Raw genomic sequence first — 18,949 nt, 5'->3', positions numbered from 1 at the left:
GGAGAATGAAAAGTTCTTGACTAACGCATAAGTACTGTTTTTGTAAACATAATTTTTAATCAAAAAAACCATAAAACAAATTACACGATGAATAAATTTTTAAGTTTTACAGTAACTTTATTTAGCATAACTTTTCTGTTTTCACAGGAAGTTGAAATAAAAAAATGGAATTTTTATTCTGAAAAAAAACCAAAATTTCAACCTGTAAAAATCCCTCATACCTGGAATACCATTGATGCTTTTGATGACGAACCTGGTTATTGGAGAGGAAAAGGGACGTATACAACACAACTAAACATTACTAAGATTAAAAAAGTGCATTACATTCATTTTAATGGAGTAAATCAGCAAACTAAGGTATGGATTAATGACAGTTATGCAGGACAACATAAAGGCGGATATACTGCTTTTGATATTGACATCAGTCTATACGTAAAGAAAGGAACAAATAAAATTACCGTAGAAGTTGACAACACCAATAATGAAACCATTCCTCCACTAGAGGCCGATTTTACTTTTTATGGAGGTATTTACAGAAGTGTATATTTATGTGAAGAGGAAACTACACATTTTAAAAAATCAAATGGTGCAGATGCAATAAAAATCGATGCCTTGCTAGACAATGATTGGCAGGGAGAAGTTCAACTAAAAGGAGCGATATCTAACATGGATAAACAATTGTTGAAACACAAGGTTAGATTAAACATAAAAGATGCAACGAATAAATTAATTGCAACAATTGAGGAAAATATTGGTGCTGAATTCAACTTAAACGTAAAGCTAAAAAATCCTTTATTATGGTCTCCACAAACTCCAAATTTGTACAATGTGGAATTAAATCTACTGGACGTTAATGGCAAAATTATAGACATTTACCATCAGAAAATTGGATTCAGAAAATTTGAAGCTACTACCTCTGGCTTTAATTTAAATGGAAAACCGATAAAACTGATTGGGGTAAACAGACATCAAGATTTTGAAGGTCTGGGAAATGCGGTACCCATTCAAAAACAAATCCAAGATTTAGTAATGATAAAGAATATGGGAAGCAACTTTTTGCGTTTAGCCCATTACCCTCAAGATAAAGCAGTTTACAAAGCAGCTGATAGTCTGGGACTGATACTTTGGTCAGAAATACCAGTAGTAAATAATGTACCTATTAACGCTAATTATTCAGAATATAAAGAAAACTGCATTCAAATGCAAAAAGAGCATATTGATCAAAATTACAATCATCCTTCGTTAATTTTCATAGGGTACATGAATGAAATTTTTCTACGTATGTATTTTAATAATCCTGAAGATGAAATAAAACAAAAAATTATAAAAAACACTATAGATTTAGCGCAAACATTAGAAGATTTAACTCGTAAAGAAGCTCCAAATCATATAACGGTTATGGCAATTCACGGAAATCAAATTTATAATGAAACTAAAATTGCGAATCTACCAATGGTATTAGGGTGGAATCTCTATCAAGGGTGGTATTCTGGTCAAATTCAAGATTTAGGAATATTTTTAGATGAAGAAAATAAAAAATATCCAAACAGACCTTTGATTATTTCTGAATATGGAGTTGACGCAGATAAAAGACTTCACAACTCTGATCCTAAAAAAATGGATTTTTCTGAGGAATATCAATTTAAGTACCATCCAGGATATTATCAACAATTGAAAAACAGATCCTATGTTATTGGTATGACTGCTTGGAATTTTGCCGATTTTGGTTCGGAGCTTAGAGGTAATCCGATTCCGCATGTAAATCAAAAAGGTTTAGTAAACTTTGACCGTACCCCTAAAAACATCTATTATTGGTACAAAGCAATTCTAAAACCGGAAGAAAAATTAAGTCAATTCTTTAAAGACTTACCAACACATATCAGTGATTCTCCAAAAAAGAAAATCATCATTATTTCTAATCAAAAAGTGTTTTTAAAAGTGAACGATTCAGAGAAAATCGAATTGCAAGAGAACACCGGGCTTATAGAAACTTGGATCAACTTAAAAGAAGGTTCTAATAATTTATCATTGTATGATGAGTTCGGAAAATTACAAGACTCGACAAACCTTATATATCAAAAACCTGACTTAACGAAATCTAATATTCTGTCCATTAACTTTGGAACCGAAAATTATTTTATAGATGATACAAATCAAATTTGGATACCTTATAACCAACAGTCACTACTAAAAGTTTTAGATACTGTACAAAATGTAAATAGCAGTTCAAATATAAAAAACACAACAAACGATCCAATTTATCAATCTTCAATCAGTAATGTTGAAAAAATAACAGCTGAATTACCCAGAGGCGACTATGAGGTTACTTTACTATTCTCTCTATTAAAGAAAGATAAAAGTTTAGTTTATGAATTGAATAATAAAAAAGAAGATGCTAATACGGTGCTATCAAATCAAAATATTAAGATTAACGGCAAACTAATAAAGATTGAAAAATTAAATCCATTTGACAAAACAGATTGTACAATAACAATTAAAGTCGAGAAAGATTTAATTATAGAAACAGCAAATGAAACTGAAAAAATTACTATTTCTGGAATAAAAATAAAAAGACTTTTTTAATTTTTTTAAAACAGATTAACGGACTCTTATACCTCTGAAAATAACTGTAATCCACGAATAATAAATATTGACAAAAGTTCTCTCAAACATAGGCAGTAGCAACGATATCAATAAATCTAAATAACTATAATTCAATGACTTAATACGAAATATTTTTAAAAACAAAAAACACTATGAAAAGATTTGAAAATAAAGTTTGTTTAGTAACCGGAGCTTCTTCCGGAATTGGTAAAGCAACTGCTCTTTCTTTTGCAAAAGAAGGCGCTAAAGTGGTCGTTTCGGATGTAAACGAACAAGCCGGAGCCCTTGTAGTTCAAGAAATTATAGCTTTAGGAGAACAAGCACTGTTTGTAAAGTGTGACATTTCTAAAAGAGAAGAAGTAGAAACCTTGGTAAAGCAAACAGTTGCCACATTCGGACGATTGGATTGCGCCGTAAATTCGGCAGGAATAGCAGGAACACTTTCGTTACCCACTCATGAATATCCTGAAGATGCCTGGTTGCAACAAATCAATATCAACTTAACCGGAACTTGGTATTGTGTAAAATACCAGTTGATTGAAATGCTGAAACAAGGCGGTGGAAATATTGTTTGCGTTTCCTCTGCGGCAGGATTAGTGGGACAACCGGAAAATGTTCCTTATTCGGCATCTAAACATGGTGTGATTGGTATCGTAAAAAGTGCGGCTATAGAATATGCTACCAAAAATATTCGCATCAATGCCATTTGCCCCACCGCCATCGAAACTCCAATGATTATGGAAGGCCGAAGAAAACTGTCACAAAATCCAGAAGCGTTACAAGCGGCAATCAATATGCAACGCATGAAAAGAATGGGACAACCCCAGGAAGTTGCCGATGTGGCTTTGTGGATGTGTTCAGACCAATCTACTTTTATTACAGGTCATGCCATGGCCGTAGACGGAGGCGCATTTGCATAAAAAACAAACTCAATAATTTATAATAAAAAAAACAGAATTTAACTTCTTTTAAATAATGTCTAAAAACATCTATATCCTTTCCGGATCACGTACTCCTATGGGAGCCTATGGCGGTCAATTTTCAACTGTTTCGGCACCAGAATTAGGAGCCATCGCCATTCAGGATGCTTTAAAAAAAGCAAACATCCCTGTTGATGCCATAGAAAGTATTGTTATGGGAAATGTATTATCAGCCAATCTCGGACAGGCACCGGCTCGACAAGCTTCAAAAATCTCGGGCTTACCGGATTCCGTTTGTGCCACAACAGTCAACAAAGTCTGTGCCTCTGGGATGAAGGCACTCAGCATGATTTACAATGACATTTATGTTGGAAATATTTCGGTGGGAATTGCCGGTGGAATGGAAAATATGTCACAAGTTCCTCATTATTTACCCAATGCCCGATTTGGGGTTGGTTATGGAAATTCAGCATGTATTGACGGATTGGCCAAAGACGGATTAACCGATGTGTATAACAAAACATCCATGGGAGTTTCAGGAGATTTAACTGCCGAGAAATACAAGATAAGCCGCGAAGAGCAAGATGATTTTGCGGAACAATCTTATCGCAGAAGTACTGAAGCATGGGCAAATGGCAGCTTTATCGGCGAAGTTATTCCTGTAAATGTACCACAGAGAAAAGGAGAAGCTTTGGTAATTACTGAGGATGAAACATACAAAAAAGCCAATTTTGAAAAAATGCGTCAGTTGAAACCTGCTTTCTCACCCAATGGAACCGTAACAGCTGCAAACGCCAGTCCAATGAATGATGGTGCTAGTGCGTTAGTTTTAGCTGGAGAAGATTTTGTAAACCTGCACCAAATTACTCCTAAAGCCAGAATTATAGCATATGCCGAAGCGGAACAGGATCCTACTTTTTTTACTACAACCCCAGTTATAGCAACACAAAAAGTATTACAAAAAGCCAATTTAACAATCGAAGACATCGATTTTTATGAAGTCAACGAAGCTTTTGCCGTTGTGCCGATGGCTTTGATGAAAGAACTTCATATTCCCCATGAAAAAGTAAATGTCTTTGGAGGTGCCGTAGCACTAGGGCATCCTCTGGGCAGCTCCGGAAGTAGAATCGTTGTAAGCTTACTCTATATCTTATCCATAAAAAAAGCACGCTATGGCCTGGCTACTATTTGTAACGGTGGCGGTGGAGCGAGTGCAATCATAATCGAAAATCTATCATGATCAATAAAGTAATAAAAAATGCCAAGCAGGCTGTAGCCGATATTCCAAACGGAGCAACTATAATGTTGGGAGGATTTGGTCTTTGCGGTATTCCCGAAAACTGCATTACCGAACTTGTAGACAAAAAGATAAACAACCTGACTTGTATTTCAAACAATGCCGGAGTTGATGATTTTGGAATTGGTTTAATGCTTCAAAATCGTCAAGTAAAAAAAATGATTTCCTCATATGTTGGCGAGAATAAAGAATTTGAAAGACAATTGTTAAGCGGAGAATTAGAAGTTGAATTGATTCCACAGGGAACTTTGGCGGAACGCATTCGTGCCGGAGGGGCTGGAATCCCTGCGTTTTTTACGCCGGCGGGCGTTGGTACTGAGGTGGCAGAAGGCAAAGAAGTGAGAACATTCGATGACAAAAAATATTTGATGGAGTCTTGGATGAAAGCCGATTTTAGTATTATCAAAGCTTGGAAAGGCGATACTTCGGGTAATTTAATTTTCAAGGGAACAACCCGAAATTTCAGTCCAATGATGGCTGCTGCCGGAAAGATTTGTATTGCCGAAGTAGAAGAATTGGTAGAATCAGGCGAATTAGATCCAAATGCGATTCATGTTCCAGGCATTTATGTACAACGTATTTTCAAGGGGAAAAATTACGAAAAAAGAATAGAGCAAAGAACCATTACTGAAACCACAGTTGCGGAGAAATCAAAAAACAGCTTCCCAGATAAAAAAATACCTCAAGGACCACTTGATAAAAACAGGATTGCCCAACGAATAGCTCAAGAAGTAAAAGATGGCAATTATGTAAACTTAGGAATTGGAATTCCTACTTTAGTTGCGAACTATATTCCTTCAGATATTAATGTCATGTTACAATCTGAAAATGGTTTATTAGGCATTGGTCCTTTTCCAACCCTTGAAAATGTAGATGCCGATATGATTAATGCCGGCAAGCAAACTGTTACTATGCAGGCTGGTTCTTCCCTATTCAGTTCGGCTGAAAGTTTTGCCATGATTCGTGGGGAACATGTGAACCTGACTATTCTAGGTGCCATGGAAGTCTCTGAAAACGGAGATATTGCCAACTGGAAAATCCCTGGAAAAATGGTCAAAGGTATGGGAGGCGCTATGGATTTAGTCGCATCAGCCAAAAACATCATTGTCGCTATGCAACATGTAAGCAAAGATGGAAAATCAAAACTGCTAAAAAATTGCTCTTTGCCCATTACAGGAATCAGCTGCGTAAAGAAAATTGTAACTGAGTTGGCTGTTTTAGAAGTTATGCTTTCAGGAGGTTTCAAATTATTGGAAAGAGCTCCGGGTGTAAGCATCGAAGAAATAAAAAATGCAACCCAAGGGAAATTAATCGTTGAAGGTGAAATTCCAGAAATGATTTTTTTATAAACTAAAACTACACTCCAATCAAGAAAATCATATAAAAAGAATACAAAAACATCAAAATATAGGTGTCTCAAAAAAGAAAGAATTGATTTTGAATAGTAATAGAATTAATTTGATTCACTATTATTTATAAATCAATATAAATTTGCAATATAAATTATACCTTATATAAAAAAAACAATAAATAAAAATACAAATGGCAAAAAATCCACATTATTTTTCACAAATGGCACATGTTGAAGTGCTAACTACAGATTTAGAAAAATCAGTACACTTTTTTGGAGACATTGTAGGCATGGATATTACCGGTAGAGAAGGTAATTCAGTATACCTAAGAGCCTGGGGTGATTATTTTCACCACACATTGAAATTAACACAAAATGAAACTTCAGGATTAGGACATATTGGTTGGAGAGCAGACAGTCCTGAAGCTTTAGAAGAAGCGGTAGCTTACTTAGAAAGTATTGGTGCTGGTATTGGTTGGGACAATGGCGATTTAGGTCATGGTAAAGCGTATCGTTTTAAATCTCCTGAAGGACACATTCACGAAATTTTCTGGGATGTGGTATGGTTAAAAGAAGAAGGAGAAAGAGGAAGCGTTTATGCTGACAGATATTCAAGTAATAGAATGAATGGAGCAAATCCACGTCGTTTTGATCACGTAACTTACATGGTATCTAAAGGAAAATATGCTGAAGAGAAAGCATTTTGGAAAGGCTTAGGTCTAAAAAATCCTGATGAAATTAGAATTTCAGACGAAATTCCTGCAATAGGTGGTTTATGGACAACAGCCAATCTTTCACACGATATTGCCATCTTTACTGATCCAACAATCGAACCTAATCAAGCGGTACTAAATCACATTTGTTGGAATGTTGACAGTAGAGAAGAAGTTTTACTGGCTTTAGATTACTTTATTGAAAAAGGCTATAAAAGTGTTATGGGAGCCCCTACAAGACATAAAGCCGATGAAGGATTTTTCATCTACATAATTGATCCGGGAAGTGGTGTCTTATTCGAATATTATGCTTGCGCCAGATTGGTATTTGCACCAGATCACTTAGATGTTCATTATCTAAAAGACAATCCAAATGATGCTTGGGGATCAGCTAATCCATTTGCTGAAATGGCCAAAGGAAAAAAATTAGGACTGTCTGAAGACGGAACCGTAAAACCAATGGATATCTAATTAATTAGAGCAAAAAAAAACAATTTTTAAAATTTAAAAACACAAATTATGTGGCACTATTTTCCAGGTCAATACATGCCTTCTTATCAAGTTAATCGTGCGCTTACCCAAGCGCATTATGGAGGAGGCGAATTTGCAGAAATACTAGAAGTTGCTAGCGAAATTGATCCCTTAAACAGAGAGTCATTCAATATTGCTTGGCTAAAAATGGGCAATAGCGTTTATGATCTTGGAGAAAATTTCGAGATTAATAAATCGTTCATTTCCGCAAGTCGTACGTACCTAAGAGCATTCAACTATTTACGTACTGCTGAGTTCTTTATGGAACTTGGAGATGATAGAAAATTATCGACTTATTTAAAAGCTAGAGAAGCTTTTATTAGAGCTATTAAATATTTTAAAAACAAACCTTTGCAAGTAGAAGTACCTTTTGAAGGGTCTTTTTTACCAGGCTATTTGTTTGCTCCAGAAGGGGTTGAAAATCCTCCAATGATGATTATGTTTGGTGGTTTGGATAGTTTAGCAGAAGAATTATATTTTGGTATATCACAACATCTTAACGAAAGAGGTATTGCTCTTCTGGCTATGGATGGACCAGGTCAAGGAGCTTCATTAAGATTAAATCATATTCATTCGCGTTATGATTATGAAGTAGCTGGAACAGCTGTTTTAGATTGGTCTATTGCTAACCTAAAAGATCATGTAGACACCACCAGTATTGGTATTGGTGCAGTATCAATGGGAGGATATATGGCAGCGCGCTGTGCAGCATTTGAACCTCGTTTCAAAGTATGCATGATATTTGGCGCTGTGTGGTCGTATTACCAAGTATGGGCTGGTCGAACTGCAAAACATCCGTTGGCAGAAATAGTAATGCATATTATGGACGCAGCAAGTTTTGAAGAAGTTCTTGAAAAATTAAAAGGCTATACACTTGAAAATGGAATCGCAGAAAAGATATCCATGCCAACGTATATTCTTCATGGTGGTGATGACCGTCAAAATTTTGTTGAACACGCTTATAATGTTGATAAAGCGTTAACTAGTGAACATGTTTTAGAAGTAATCCCTAAAGAAGAAAGTGGTTCTCAACATTGCTGTGTAGACGATTTTACTCGTACTTTCAATATGTATGACTGGGTAGCCAAAAAATTAAAAGCATAGCATTAATCTCAAACAACTTATAATATGAAAGCTATAGAGAAAGTACTTATTGTTGGTGGCGGTATCGGTGGACAATCTACAGCTATCGCTTTAAGACAAATAGGAATAGCGGTGGAAATTGTTGAAATTCTGCCGCAGTATGATGTGTATGGTGTTGGTATAATCCAAATGTCAAACGCATTAAGAGCTTTGGATGCATTAGGTGTGGCTGACGAAGCACTCAAAAGAGGCTGTCCTTATGATAAAGTTAAAATGTGTACCCCAACAGGACACCAATTTAACGAAATTGGCACACCTCCAATGGGTCGTTTTCCTTCGCATAATGGTATTTCCAGAAGAATTCTTCATGAAGTATTGCATGAAAGATGTGAAACGGTAGGGGTACAATTTAGGATGGGACTTACTGTGGATCAAATTACAGATAAAGAAAACGGCGTCGATGTTGTTTTTTCTGATGGAACCACAGGAAGTTATGATTTGCTGATTGGTGCCGATGGAGTCAACTCAAAAGTACGAAAATTAATTTTCGGGGATTACTTCCCAAAATATGTAGGATTATCCGTTTGGCGTTATGCTTTTGACAGACCCAAAGATTTAGAAACAGGCTATATGTATTTTGGAAAACACAGTAAAGTTGGACTCATTCCAATGACCAAAGACAAAATATATATGTTTGTTGTTTCTGCAGAGGGAGCTGACAATCCATTTATTGCGGAAGATCAAATGATTCCTAAACTGAAATCCTATTTAGAAGAATATCCTGTTCCAATGGTACACGATTTAATAGATCAGATTACGGAACCAAAATTAATCAATTACAGACCTTTAGAAACCCTGCATTTACCAGATCCATGGTATAAAGGAAACGTTTTAATCATTGGAGATGGTGCTCATGCTACCATTCCTCATTTAGGTTCAGGAGCTGCTTTGGCTATTGAAGATGCTGTCGTACTTGCTCAAGAAATTGCAAAACAAGACGGTACACAAGCCATTTTTGCACGCTTCATGAATCGAAGGTTAGAAAGATGTAAAATGGTTGTAGAAGCTTCTGAAAAACTCGGAGAATGGGAATTATTAGAATATGAAGGTAAACCTTTACCTGAAGAAGCCAACGCTGGTGCCGTTATGGGAAAAACCTTGATGGCACTTGCCCAACCTATTTAATATAAAATAAGATATGAAATTAATCACTTTCGAAAATAAAGCAGGTGAAAGCCGTACGGGTTGGTTGCAGGAAGACGCTGTTGTAGACATGAATCTAGCCGATTCAAGATTGCCTTTAGACATGCTTACTTTTATAGATAATCACGAAGCTAATTTGAAGATTATCGATGAGCTTGGTGTTGTAAAACCACATTATGCTTTAAACGATGTAAAACTTTTAGCTCCTTTGCCTAATCCGCGCAGTTTTAGGGATTATATTGGTTTTGAACAACACATGTTGAACGCTTCCAAATCATTTGGTCATACCGTTGGAGCTGCCTGGTACGAAATACCTATTTTTTATTTCACAAACCATCAAGGTGTCTTTGGGCCAAATGACGATATTATACGTCCTGCAGGAGAAGAAAAATTAGATATCGAACTGGAAATAGCTGTCATAATTGGCAAGAAAGGAAAAGACATTAAAGCCGGAAATGCCGATGATTATATTTTTGGCTATACCGTTTTTAATGATTGGACTGCCCGTGCCATTCAAAAACACGAAATGACAGTACCGCTTGGCCCTCACAAAGGAAAGGATTTTGCTAATGCCATTGGACCTTGTATCGTTACCAAAGATGAATTTGAAAAATACCGTTGCAGTATTTCAAGAGAATCACATCCGGAACATTTGGCCATGCCGGAAAGCACAAGCGATCGTTTCGATATCAAAATGACATCAAAAATCAATGGAGAAACAATATGCGAAGGGAATTATAAAACCGTTCATTGGACTTTTCCCCAAATGATGGAACGAGCGTCAGAAAATAATGTAACGCTGATGCCCGGAGATATTTTAGGTTCGGGAACCGTTGGTTGGGGAAGTTTGATAGAAAATAACTTTTCAGTTCACCGCCCTTTGGAACCTGGAGATGTTGTGGAACTGGAAATTGAAGGAATAGGAATTTTAAAAAATACAGTGGTTTAAGCTGTTCAAATAAATATTTTCAATTTAGTTAGAAAATGCCTAAAGCACGTGTTGTTTTAGGTATTTTTTTTTGCTTTAAAACCATGTGATTTTCATTTATTTCATTAGGTCATTAATATACATTTGACTTTATCATAATGCAAAACGATACTGGAATAATCAATACATTTGTACCAAGTCGAAAAAGTAATTTATAAGAATTAGTTTACTAGGTTATTTTACTTTTGTGAAGTATTAGTAATTCGCTTAATTATAACTGGAAATATCTTATGTTAAATAGTATTACAACTCAACTATTTTTTGAGTAAAATTGTCCCAAATGATAAAAAAAATATTTAGTTACCTTATTCCAATAAAAATTTATCAATCAAAATCTTCATTGAGTAAATCGATTGAAGTGACTTGGGAAAATGGGGAATTGGTTTTAGATTCTGAAAATGCCAATTATTCGTATGGAAGTCTGCAACGCATTTTAAGAATTGGCCTAAAAAACATTGGCTACAAAAAAATAGCGGCTATGGAACATATTCTTGTTTTGGGAGTGGCCGGAGGAAGTGTTATAAAAACGTTGGTTGATGAAATTAAATATAAAGGAAAAATAACCGGAGTTGAAATTGATTCCGATATAATTAAGGTGGCAAATAAATATTTTGCCTTAGATAAAATACCCCAACTTGATATTGTTATTGAAGATGCATTTGAATTTGTTTTGAAAACCAAAAGCAAATACGATTTGATTATAATTGATATTTTCCAAGATACCACAATGCCCAATTTTTTATTTGAAACATTTTTCATCAACCGCATCTGCTTCCTTTTAAAAAGTCGAGGTTTCATTCTTTTCAATACGATGATTTTGAATGAAACCCAAAATATAAGAAATCAAAAATATGTCTCTGAATTTTATGAAAACCAATTCAAAATAAGAACCATACCTAGAATTGAAGTCCATAATGAATTAATCGTTATTGAAAAATTAGAATAAAAACTACTCTATTTATAGAAACTCGACCGCAGATTAATTGGTTTAATCAACAATCTGTGAATCTGCGGTTTTTTTAATTTATTCAAGCATTTTTTTAGCTTTTTCTAAATCTTCGGGGGTATCAATTCCAATTCCAATATGTGCAGTTTCAACCATTTTTATACTTTTACCAAATTCTAAATAACGCAATTGCTCCAGTTTTTCGGATGCTTCCAATGATTTCATAGGTAAACTGTAAAAATCCAATAAAGCTTGCTTTCTAAAAGCGTAAATCCCGATGTGTTTCATATAGCGAACCCCCACATTTATTTCTCTTGGATACGGAATCACCGAACGTGAAAAGTACAACGCAAAACCGTTTTGATTCACAACCACTTTCACATTATTGGGATTGTTTATTTCGTGTTCCTCTGTTATTTCACACATCAGGGAAGCCAAATCTACTTTCTTTTCGGAGTCATTCTTGTAAACTTCAATCAGTTTTTCCAAAGCAACCGTATCGATAAAGGGTTCATCGCCTTGCACATTGACCACAATATCCACATCCAGATTTTCGACAGCTTCGGCAATGCGGTCGCTTCCTGATTCGTGTTCCTTGATGCTCATTATGGCTTTACCTCCATTAGAAACTATTTCGTTATAAATTAAATCAGAATCCGTAACCACAAAAACATCGTCAAAAAGATTTGATTTTTTTGCGGCTTTATAAGTTCTTAAAATCACCGTTTTTCCTCCCAAATCCTGCATCAATTTAGCGTGAAAGCGTGTGGAAGCGTAACGGGCGGGAATGACTGCTATTATTTTCATTTTTATATTTTTCATTTTGCTACGAAGACAGTAAGTCGCAAAGTTTTATTTCTAATTTATATACTGAAGCAAACGGAACAATCAGGTTAGCTGGGCGCTAAGTTAACATGTTTTTAGGATTTACAAAATTGTTCTTAATTCTATACCTAAATTTACTTTATGATATTCCAAAAACTAATCTTACGTCGAATTTCAAAACCTAATTTCTCGTACAATTGTATTGCTCCTATATTATTTTCAATCACATGTAAATAAGGAGTTTTATTTTGCTTCAAAATTTCATTTACAGCGTGGGCAACTAATTGTTTCGCATATCCTTTTCCGGTATGATTAGGATGTGTGACTACTGCGCTTACTTCGATGAAATCATTCATTTGCATGCGTTCACCAGTTACGGCAACAAGTTCATTATTTTTGAAAATGCCGTAATAATTTCCTAATAAAGCAGTTTTCTTTTTAAAATATCCCGGTTGCACCATGTTCACCAACTCATATAAAACATCAATATGTTCGTCAGTCAGTTTTATGATTTGGTCATTAATGGCAACATCGATTGGATTATAAACAATCATTTGAAGACAAACCAATTCTTTATTTAACTTTAATAGATTTGAAAGTTCTGGTTTTTCTCCAACAATAAAAAAACTATCAACTATCTGAGAATATTCATCGATAGACTTTGCAGTCGCATTGCCTTTTTCAAAACCACCAAACGGACAATAATCAGGATGATAAAATTTTATACTGCCGTAATCTACCGCAAAACTTTGATGCGTTTCTGATAACGAAAACCAAACGGGATTATCTAATTTTTTATCGTCTTGTGTTTTCACAATAAGTGGTTTTGAGGATTTGTGTTTAATATTAATAATCATGATTTTTTCTGTGGTCAAGAGTGAAACGATCGCGATAGTAGGAATCCATTAACTAAACAAAAAAATAATATGAATTAAAAATTCTAAAATTATTTATCTTAATTTTCGTGACTCCAAACTAAGTTTTCTTCAATTGATATAGATTTATAAATTTGAAAAGCAAACTCAACTAATATACCATTCAGACATTCGAATTTTTTAATATCAAGTTCAATTTTTATCTGTTCACTATTTATCTCAGAATGATTAAATAAAAACTTGAAAATTTCAAAATGATAATTCGTTTTTTTTTATTTTGGTTTTATTAATTACAGATTTTGAATGAACTATTGAATGTCTTACTTCAGATAAAATGGTTATTAATTCTCCAAATTTTATATTCATATTATTATTTTTCGAGAAATTATGAAGAGTTGTATTTCCTATTCTTTTTACTAATTTATAAAGGTTTTCTCCTCCTTTTATATCGTCTCTTTTAATTTTTCCTTCAATACTAAATTTTCTCTTAATTATTTCTTGAAATTCTAAGTCACACTCTGCTTTATATAAAACACAGTCTTTAAAATATTTTTCAAGAGCTTCATAAGATTGAGAATAAATCAGACAAAATTCTCTTGATAAAATATTGAAAATTTCATTTTTATAGTTTTCTTTTAAAGTTTCTTTAGATATGCCAGAATGAAAAGGCAATGCCCAGCCATTATCCGTTTCACCTGTCCAATCGCTCAAAAGTAAAGAAGAAGTAGAATTATATGATGCTCCTTCTTCTGTGTATTTTTGATAATCCAAAATCAGAATTTTGTTTAATCTATTAGTTGTATGTTTGTAGTCAAGTAATGTTGAAAAAAAATTATCAAGAAATTTTTTGTATTCATTTTTCATAATATTATTTTCTATTTTTTTAAGTAAACATGATACTAATCTTAATGATTCTGAAATAATAAATTAATCTCCGAATTATTTATATACAATTTTCTACATAATCTTCACCGAAGTCATACTCAAAGAACCCGCCAATAACTTATCATTGAACAAACTCAGTTCTTCGGATTTTCCTTTTAATCCCAAAGTGTAAATCAAAGGCAAATAATGTTCCGGTGTAGGAATCGCTAATTGAAACGCTTTGCTTTGTTTTTCAAAATCTATCAATGGTTGGAAATTTCCATCCAGTAAATAATTGTTTACTGATTCCCTTGCTTCAATTGCCCAATCGTAACCGTAATTGTCTTTATCGAAATTGTGATAATCAACCAACCTTAAATTATGAACAATATTGCCACTACCTACAATCAGGATTCCTTTGGTACGCAACGCACTTAGTTTTTGAGCCAACTCAAAATGGTATTGCCCGGATTTTGTATAATCAATACTCAACTGAATTACGGGAACATTCGCTTCGGGATATAAATGTTTGATGACACTCCAAGCACCGTGATCCAAACCCCAATGCTCGTCCAGCTCTACTTCTACCGGTGTCAACAATTGTTTGGTTTCTATCGCTAATTCCGGACTTCCTTTTGCTGGATATTGCACGTCGAACAACGCTTGCGGAAAACCTCCAAAGTCATGAATCGTTCTTGGCATTTCCATTGCAGTTACCTTTGTTCCTTTGGTAAACCAATGCGCCGAAATACACAAAATGGCATTCGGTTGCGGTAAAGTTTTAGCCAAGTTTCTAAAACCGGTCACAAACTGATTTTCTTCAATCGCGTTCATCGGGCTGCCGTGTCCTAGAAACAAAACTGGCATTTTTTCGGTATTCGAAAAAGAACCTGAAATTTTATGTAAGTCGTTTAGTGTATTCATAAAAATATAATTTTATCCAGTTCAAAGGTATTTTAGAAATCGCTATTTAAAAGGGATTCTCCAAATCGCTATTTAAAAGAGACGCGATAAATCGCGTCTGTACGGAATGCAATTATTAAATGCTATTTAATTTTAAAAAAAATTATCCTCTTCCCATTTCGATGGATTTTCTTCTATATAATTTTGTATTCTTTCAAATGAATCAGAATTTCTAATAATGTGATCATGAAAACGAGAATGCCATTCAAAATTTTTATTAATTTTTCGCATTTCAAAGGTACATCTTCCTTTATACCATCGAATTATTTTAGATATATTTTCAGATAACATTGGATTGTTTTCTCCAGAAAATCCTCCTATTCCCTGCTGCAACTTTACAGATGCGATTAATCGCTTCTCAACAAATTGACCGGATTTATTAATAATCAATATCCCATGCATATGATTCGGCATAATATGAAAATTTCCTAATTCTACATATGGAAAATGTTTTATTATCTCCAACCAATATTCTTCTGCTAATGCTCCAACAGCATTCAAATTCATTTTTTCATTCCCAACTTCTCCAAAAAAATGTTTCATTTCTTTAGTACAAATCGTAATGAAGTAGGCTCCATTAGCACCATAATCCCAATTTTGCAATCGTGCCGATGGAATTCTATATTTATTTTGAAATTTTTCTGGCATAACTTAATCATTACTTGGATTTTCGATGTACAGACGCGATTCATCGCGTCTCCCATAATATATGTGATTCATTGGTGTATCTCATAATATACTTATATAGTGTTAGACGCGATTCATCGCGTATCTACCGGAATCCAAACGATATAATTTACTCCACAAAATTTTCATCTTTAAATCCTATCAAATATAATTTATTTTTTGCTCGGGTCATTGCAGTGTACAACCACCGAATATAATCTCTATTGATACCATCGGGCAAATACGGTTGTTCTATAAAAACCGTATTCCATTGTCCACCTTGTGATTTATGACACGTAATTGCATACGAGAATTTCACTTGCAAACCATTGAAATATTCGTTGGCTTTTACTTTTTGGAATTTTTGAAATTTGGTTTCGCCTTCATAATCTTTCAATACTTCCTGATACAATCGGTTGGATTCTTCATAAGTTAAAGATGGCGATTCGCTTTTTATGGTGTCCATTAACAATACCGTTTCAAATGGAATCTGATTGGGGTAATCAATCATTCGGATTTTTACTTTGGCAAACTTAAAACCGTATAATTCTTTGATATTGAAAATTTCTAATATTTCGATAATATCACCATTGGCAATAAAACCCGCTTCATCAGAATCTTTCAACCAAAAATAATTATTTTTCACCACCATCAAGAAATCTCCGGTTGATAGTTCGCTTTCTTTGTCGAGAATTTTGGTTCTAATTTGCTCATTATATTGATTCGCCCTTTTATTCGAACGAACAATAAAAGCCGTATCTTCTATACTATAATTACTGTAGGCAGAATTGATGGCATCTTGAATATCGTAGCCATCGGTCAAACGAACAATATCTTTGAATTTCTTGACATCAAATTTGAATTCATCTATAAATGAATCTTTCAATAATTCCCGAAGTTCGGTTGCATTATACAAAATCCCGGAATTTTCTTCCTGACGCATCACTTCATCCAATTCGATATGTTCTACTTCCTTATCATAATTCATTCCTAAAGTGCGAATGTCCAAAGCGGGGCTGATATCCAAATTCACAGGAGGCAACTGAGCGGTATCACCCAATAAAATCATCTTGCAATTCGTTCCTGAATACACATAGGAAATCAAATCATCAAGCAACGAACTGTTTTCATATAACTTAGAATCGGAATTAGTATCCGAAATCATCGAAGCTTCATCGACTATGAAAATCGTGTTTTTGTGTTTGTTTTGTTGCAAGGTAAACGAAACGCCCCCACCCGAAGATTTCTTGGGAAAGTAGATTTTTTTATGAATCGTAAAAGCAGGTTTGTTCGAATAATTGGCAATTACTTTTGCGGCACGACCGGTTGGTGCCAGCAAAACATATTTTTTATTGATATCCAATAAACTGTTTACAATCGTAGAAATCACGGTTGTTTTTCCTGTTCCTGCATATCCTTTTAAAACAAAAATGGTCTTATTATCAGCTTCGGTTAAAAAAATAGCAATTTTTTGAAAAAAAATATCTTGTTTATAAGTGGGCTGAAAAGGAAATTTTCTCTGTAAAAGGCTGTAAAACAAGGAGGAATTCATGTGAAGTTGATTGCTATAAATGAACATCAAATATAAGTATGAAAATCGAGGCAATTACATAAATTGGCATTAGAATCAAAAAAAATTGTAAGTTTGTGACCGCATTTAATTCTTGTACTATATATAAGGTATAAATGGATTGAAAATCAAATTATGTCAATACAAAATACGAACATCACCGAAAAAAAATATAAAAAACTGTCCATTCAAGTTTCCTTGACTGGACTTTCTTTTTGTTGTTTTGACACGCTAAACAATACCGTAACTTCATTTAACGAAGTACATTTTGATACGTTTCATAAAGCCACAAAAATTGAAGATTTATTTGGTGATGCTTTTCGGGATTATCCGGAATTAAAGGATTCGTATGACGAAATTCTGGTTATTCACAATAACAACCTTTCCACTTTTGTTCCCATAGCTCTTTTTGATGAGAACTTTTTAGGAAGTTATTTGCAATACAACACTAAGGTTTTTAAAACCGATTTTTTCGCTTTTGATGAAATTCCAAACTATCAAATGAATTCAGTTTATATTCCGTATGTGAATATCAATAATTTTTTTATTGACCAGTTTGGTTCTTTCGATTACAAACACGCCAATAGTATTTTGGTTTCGAAACTTTTGGTTGCTTCCAAAAATAAAGATGAGAAAAAGATGTTCATTCACATCAATTCTGGTCACTTTGAAATCATTGTGGTTCAGAACCAAAAATTATTACTTTTCAATTCTTTTGATTACAACACGCCAGAAGATTTCTTGTATTACATCTTATTTACTGCCGAACAATTGAATTTAAATCCCGAAAACTTCCCATTGGAACTAATCGGAAATATTGATACCGAAAGTGATTATTTCAAAATCGCTTACAAATACATTCGCAACGTTTCCCTTATCGATGTGGAAGATTTACGATGGAACAATTATTTTTCTGAGGCCGAAAACAGAAATCATTTTATACTTTTCAACTCATGAGAATCATTTCAGGAAAATACAAAGGAAGACGGATTTTTCCACCAAAAGGGTTACCCGTTCGTCCCACTACCGATATGTCTAAAGAAGCATTGTTCAATGTTTTGAACAACCATTTCAGTTTTGAAGGACTTAAAATATTAGATTTATTTGCAGGAACAGGAAATATCAGTTACGAATTTGCCTCAAGAGGAAGCACTCCAATCACATCTGTTGATGGTGATTTTGGTTGTGTAAAATTCATCAAGCAAGTCGCAGCCGAATATGATTTTAATATTGCAGCTACAAAAAGTGATGTTTTCACTTATTTGGAAAGATGTAAAACATCTTATGATATTATTTTTGCGGATCCACCTTATGCTTTGGACCAAAAAACTTTCGAAAAAATCATCTTATTAGTTTTCGAAAAAGAATTGCTTAATGAAGAAGGAATGATGGTAATCGAACATTCGAAATATACCAAACTGGACCACATGATTCATTTTTCGTTCCAGAAAAGTTACGGCGGTTCTATTTTTAGTTTCTTCGAAATAAACTCTGATAACGACACGGAAGATGCTGAAAATGAATCTAAACAAAACGATGATGAAGAATAA

17 protein-coding genes and 1 pseudogene are annotated in these 18,949 nt (G+C 34.1%); 12 read left to right on the top strand and 6 right to left on the bottom strand.

The features are described 5' to 3' along the window. Positions 1-87: 87 nt before the first annotated feature. From ACM55M_RS16335 to ACM55M_RS16290, 10 genes and pseudogenes are all read left to right on the top strand, one after another. Positions 88-2,583 (top strand): glycoside hydrolase family 2 protein, encoded by a 2,496-nt coding sequence (locus ACM55M_RS16335; protein ID WP_416858748.1) that lies wholly within the window; start codon positions 88-90, stop codon positions 2,581-2,583. 173 nt (positions 2,584-2,756) lie between these two features. Continuing rightward, positions 2,757-3,524 carry an SDR family oxidoreductase gene (locus ACM55M_RS16330; protein ID WP_416858747.1) on the top strand — a complete coding sequence of 256 codons (768 nt, stop codon included), beginning with the start codon at positions 2,757-2,759 and terminating at the stop codon, positions 3,522-3,524. A 55-nt stretch (positions 3,525-3,579) separates the two neighbouring features. Further along, complete coding sequence (locus tag ACM55M_RS16325) at positions 3,580-4,764, top strand: thiolase family protein (protein WP_416858746.1); 1,185 nt, start codon at positions 3,580-3,582, stop codon at positions 4,762-4,764. Continuing rightward, a pseudogene (locus ACM55M_RS16320) lies at positions 4,761-5,447 on the top strand (CoA transferase subunit A); the annotation flags it as partial. The gene ACM55M_RS16325 and the pseudogene ACM55M_RS16320, both read left to right, overlap by 4 nt. Further along, on the top strand, positions 5,430-6,170 hold the full coding sequence (locus ACM55M_RS16315) for a 3-oxoacid CoA-transferase subunit B (RefSeq protein ID WP_416858811.1): 741 nt from the start codon (positions 5,430-5,432) through the stop codon (positions 6,168-6,170). The pseudogene ACM55M_RS16320 and the gene ACM55M_RS16315, both read left to right, overlap by 18 nt. Positions 6,171-6,363: 193 nt before the next feature. Further along, positions 6,364-7,356: a VOC family protein gene (locus ACM55M_RS16310; protein ID WP_416858745.1), complete on the top strand. Its 993-nt coding sequence runs from the start codon at positions 6,364-6,366 to the stop codon at positions 7,354-7,356. A gap of 48 nt (positions 7,357-7,404) precedes the next feature. Beyond that, entirely contained in the window at positions 7,405-8,520 is a 1,116-nt protein-coding gene (locus ACM55M_RS16305) for an alpha/beta hydrolase family protein (RefSeq protein ID WP_416858744.1), read from the top strand. 24 nt (positions 8,521-8,544) lie between these two features. Then, positions 8,545-9,684: an FAD-dependent monooxygenase gene (locus ACM55M_RS16300; RefSeq protein ID WP_416858743.1), complete on the top strand. Its 1,140-nt coding sequence runs from the start codon at positions 8,545-8,547 to the stop codon at positions 9,682-9,684. Between the two features lie 13 nt (positions 9,685-9,697). Continuing rightward, the gene (locus ACM55M_RS16295; protein WP_416858742.1) at positions 9,698-10,651 is read left to right on the top strand and encodes a fumarylacetoacetate hydrolase family protein; all 954 of its coding nucleotides are present in this window, start codon (positions 9,698-9,700) and stop codon (positions 10,649-10,651) included. Between the two features lie 319 nt (positions 10,652-10,970). Continuing rightward, a complete protein-coding gene (locus ACM55M_RS16290) occupies positions 10,971-11,636 on the top strand; it encodes a spermidine synthase (RefSeq protein ID WP_416858741.1) in 666 nt (221 codons plus the stop codon). Between the two features lie 78 nt (positions 11,637-11,714). Here ACM55M_RS16290 and kdsB read toward each other — a convergent pair whose 3' ends face one another. The 6 genes from kdsB to ACM55M_RS16260 form a co-directional block, all read right to left on the bottom strand. Then, positions 11,715-12,443 (bottom strand): 3-deoxy-manno-octulosonate cytidylyltransferase, encoded by a 729-nt coding sequence (gene kdsB / locus ACM55M_RS16285; RefSeq protein ID WP_416858740.1) that lies wholly within the window; start codon positions 12,441-12,443, stop codon positions 11,715-11,717. A 152-nt stretch (positions 12,444-12,595) separates the two neighbouring features. Further along, complete coding sequence (locus ACM55M_RS16280; RefSeq protein WP_416858739.1) at positions 12,596-13,276, bottom strand: GNAT family N-acetyltransferase; 681 nt, start codon at positions 13,274-13,276, stop codon at positions 12,596-12,598. A gap of 309 nt (positions 13,277-13,585) precedes the next feature. Beyond that, the gene (locus tag ACM55M_RS16275; protein ID WP_416858738.1) at positions 13,586-14,200 is read right to left on the bottom strand and encodes a hypothetical protein; all 615 of its coding nucleotides are present in this window, start codon (positions 14,198-14,200) and stop codon (positions 13,586-13,588) included. Between the two features lie 93 nt (positions 14,201-14,293). Beyond that, positions 14,294-15,124, bottom strand: a complete 831-nt coding sequence (gene ygiD / locus ACM55M_RS16270; protein WP_416858737.1) for a 4,5-DOPA-extradiol-dioxygenase — start codon at positions 15,122-15,124, stop codon at positions 14,294-14,296. Positions 15,125-15,256: 132 nt separating this feature from the next. After that, positions 15,257-15,811 carry a transposase gene (locus tag ACM55M_RS16265; RefSeq protein WP_416858736.1) on the bottom strand — a complete coding sequence of 185 codons (555 nt, stop codon included), beginning with the start codon at positions 15,809-15,811 and terminating at the stop codon, positions 15,257-15,259. A gap of 148 nt (positions 15,812-15,959) precedes the next feature. Beyond that, the gene (locus ACM55M_RS16260) at positions 15,960-17,381 is read right to left on the bottom strand and encodes an ATP-dependent DNA helicase (RefSeq protein WP_416858810.1); all 1,422 of its coding nucleotides are present in this window, start codon (positions 17,379-17,381) and stop codon (positions 15,960-15,962) included. A gap of 153 nt (positions 17,382-17,534) precedes the next feature. Here ACM55M_RS16260 and ACM55M_RS16255 point away from each other — a divergent pair, with 153 nt between their 5' ends. Both ACM55M_RS16255 and ACM55M_RS16250 read left to right on the top strand, forming a co-directional pair. Next, positions 17,535-18,356 carry a DUF3822 family protein gene (locus ACM55M_RS16255; RefSeq protein ID WP_416858735.1) on the top strand — a complete coding sequence of 274 codons (822 nt, stop codon included), beginning with the start codon at positions 17,535-17,537 and terminating at the stop codon, positions 18,354-18,356. Further along, positions 18,353-18,949, top strand: a complete 597-nt coding sequence (locus ACM55M_RS16250) for an RsmD family RNA methyltransferase (RefSeq protein ID WP_416858734.1) — start codon at positions 18,353-18,355, stop codon at positions 18,947-18,949. Before ACM55M_RS16255 ends, ACM55M_RS16250 begins: the two co-directional genes overlap by 4 nt.

Source organism: Flavobacterium galactosi, from assembly GCF_048158585.1.
In the GTDB taxonomy this organism is placed as follows: domain Bacteria; phylum Bacteroidota; class Bacteroidia; order Flavobacteriales; family Flavobacteriaceae; genus Flavobacterium; species Flavobacterium galactosi.
Note: the sequence above shows the minus strand (reverse complement) of the source record. Positions and strands in the feature narration are given on the sequence as shown.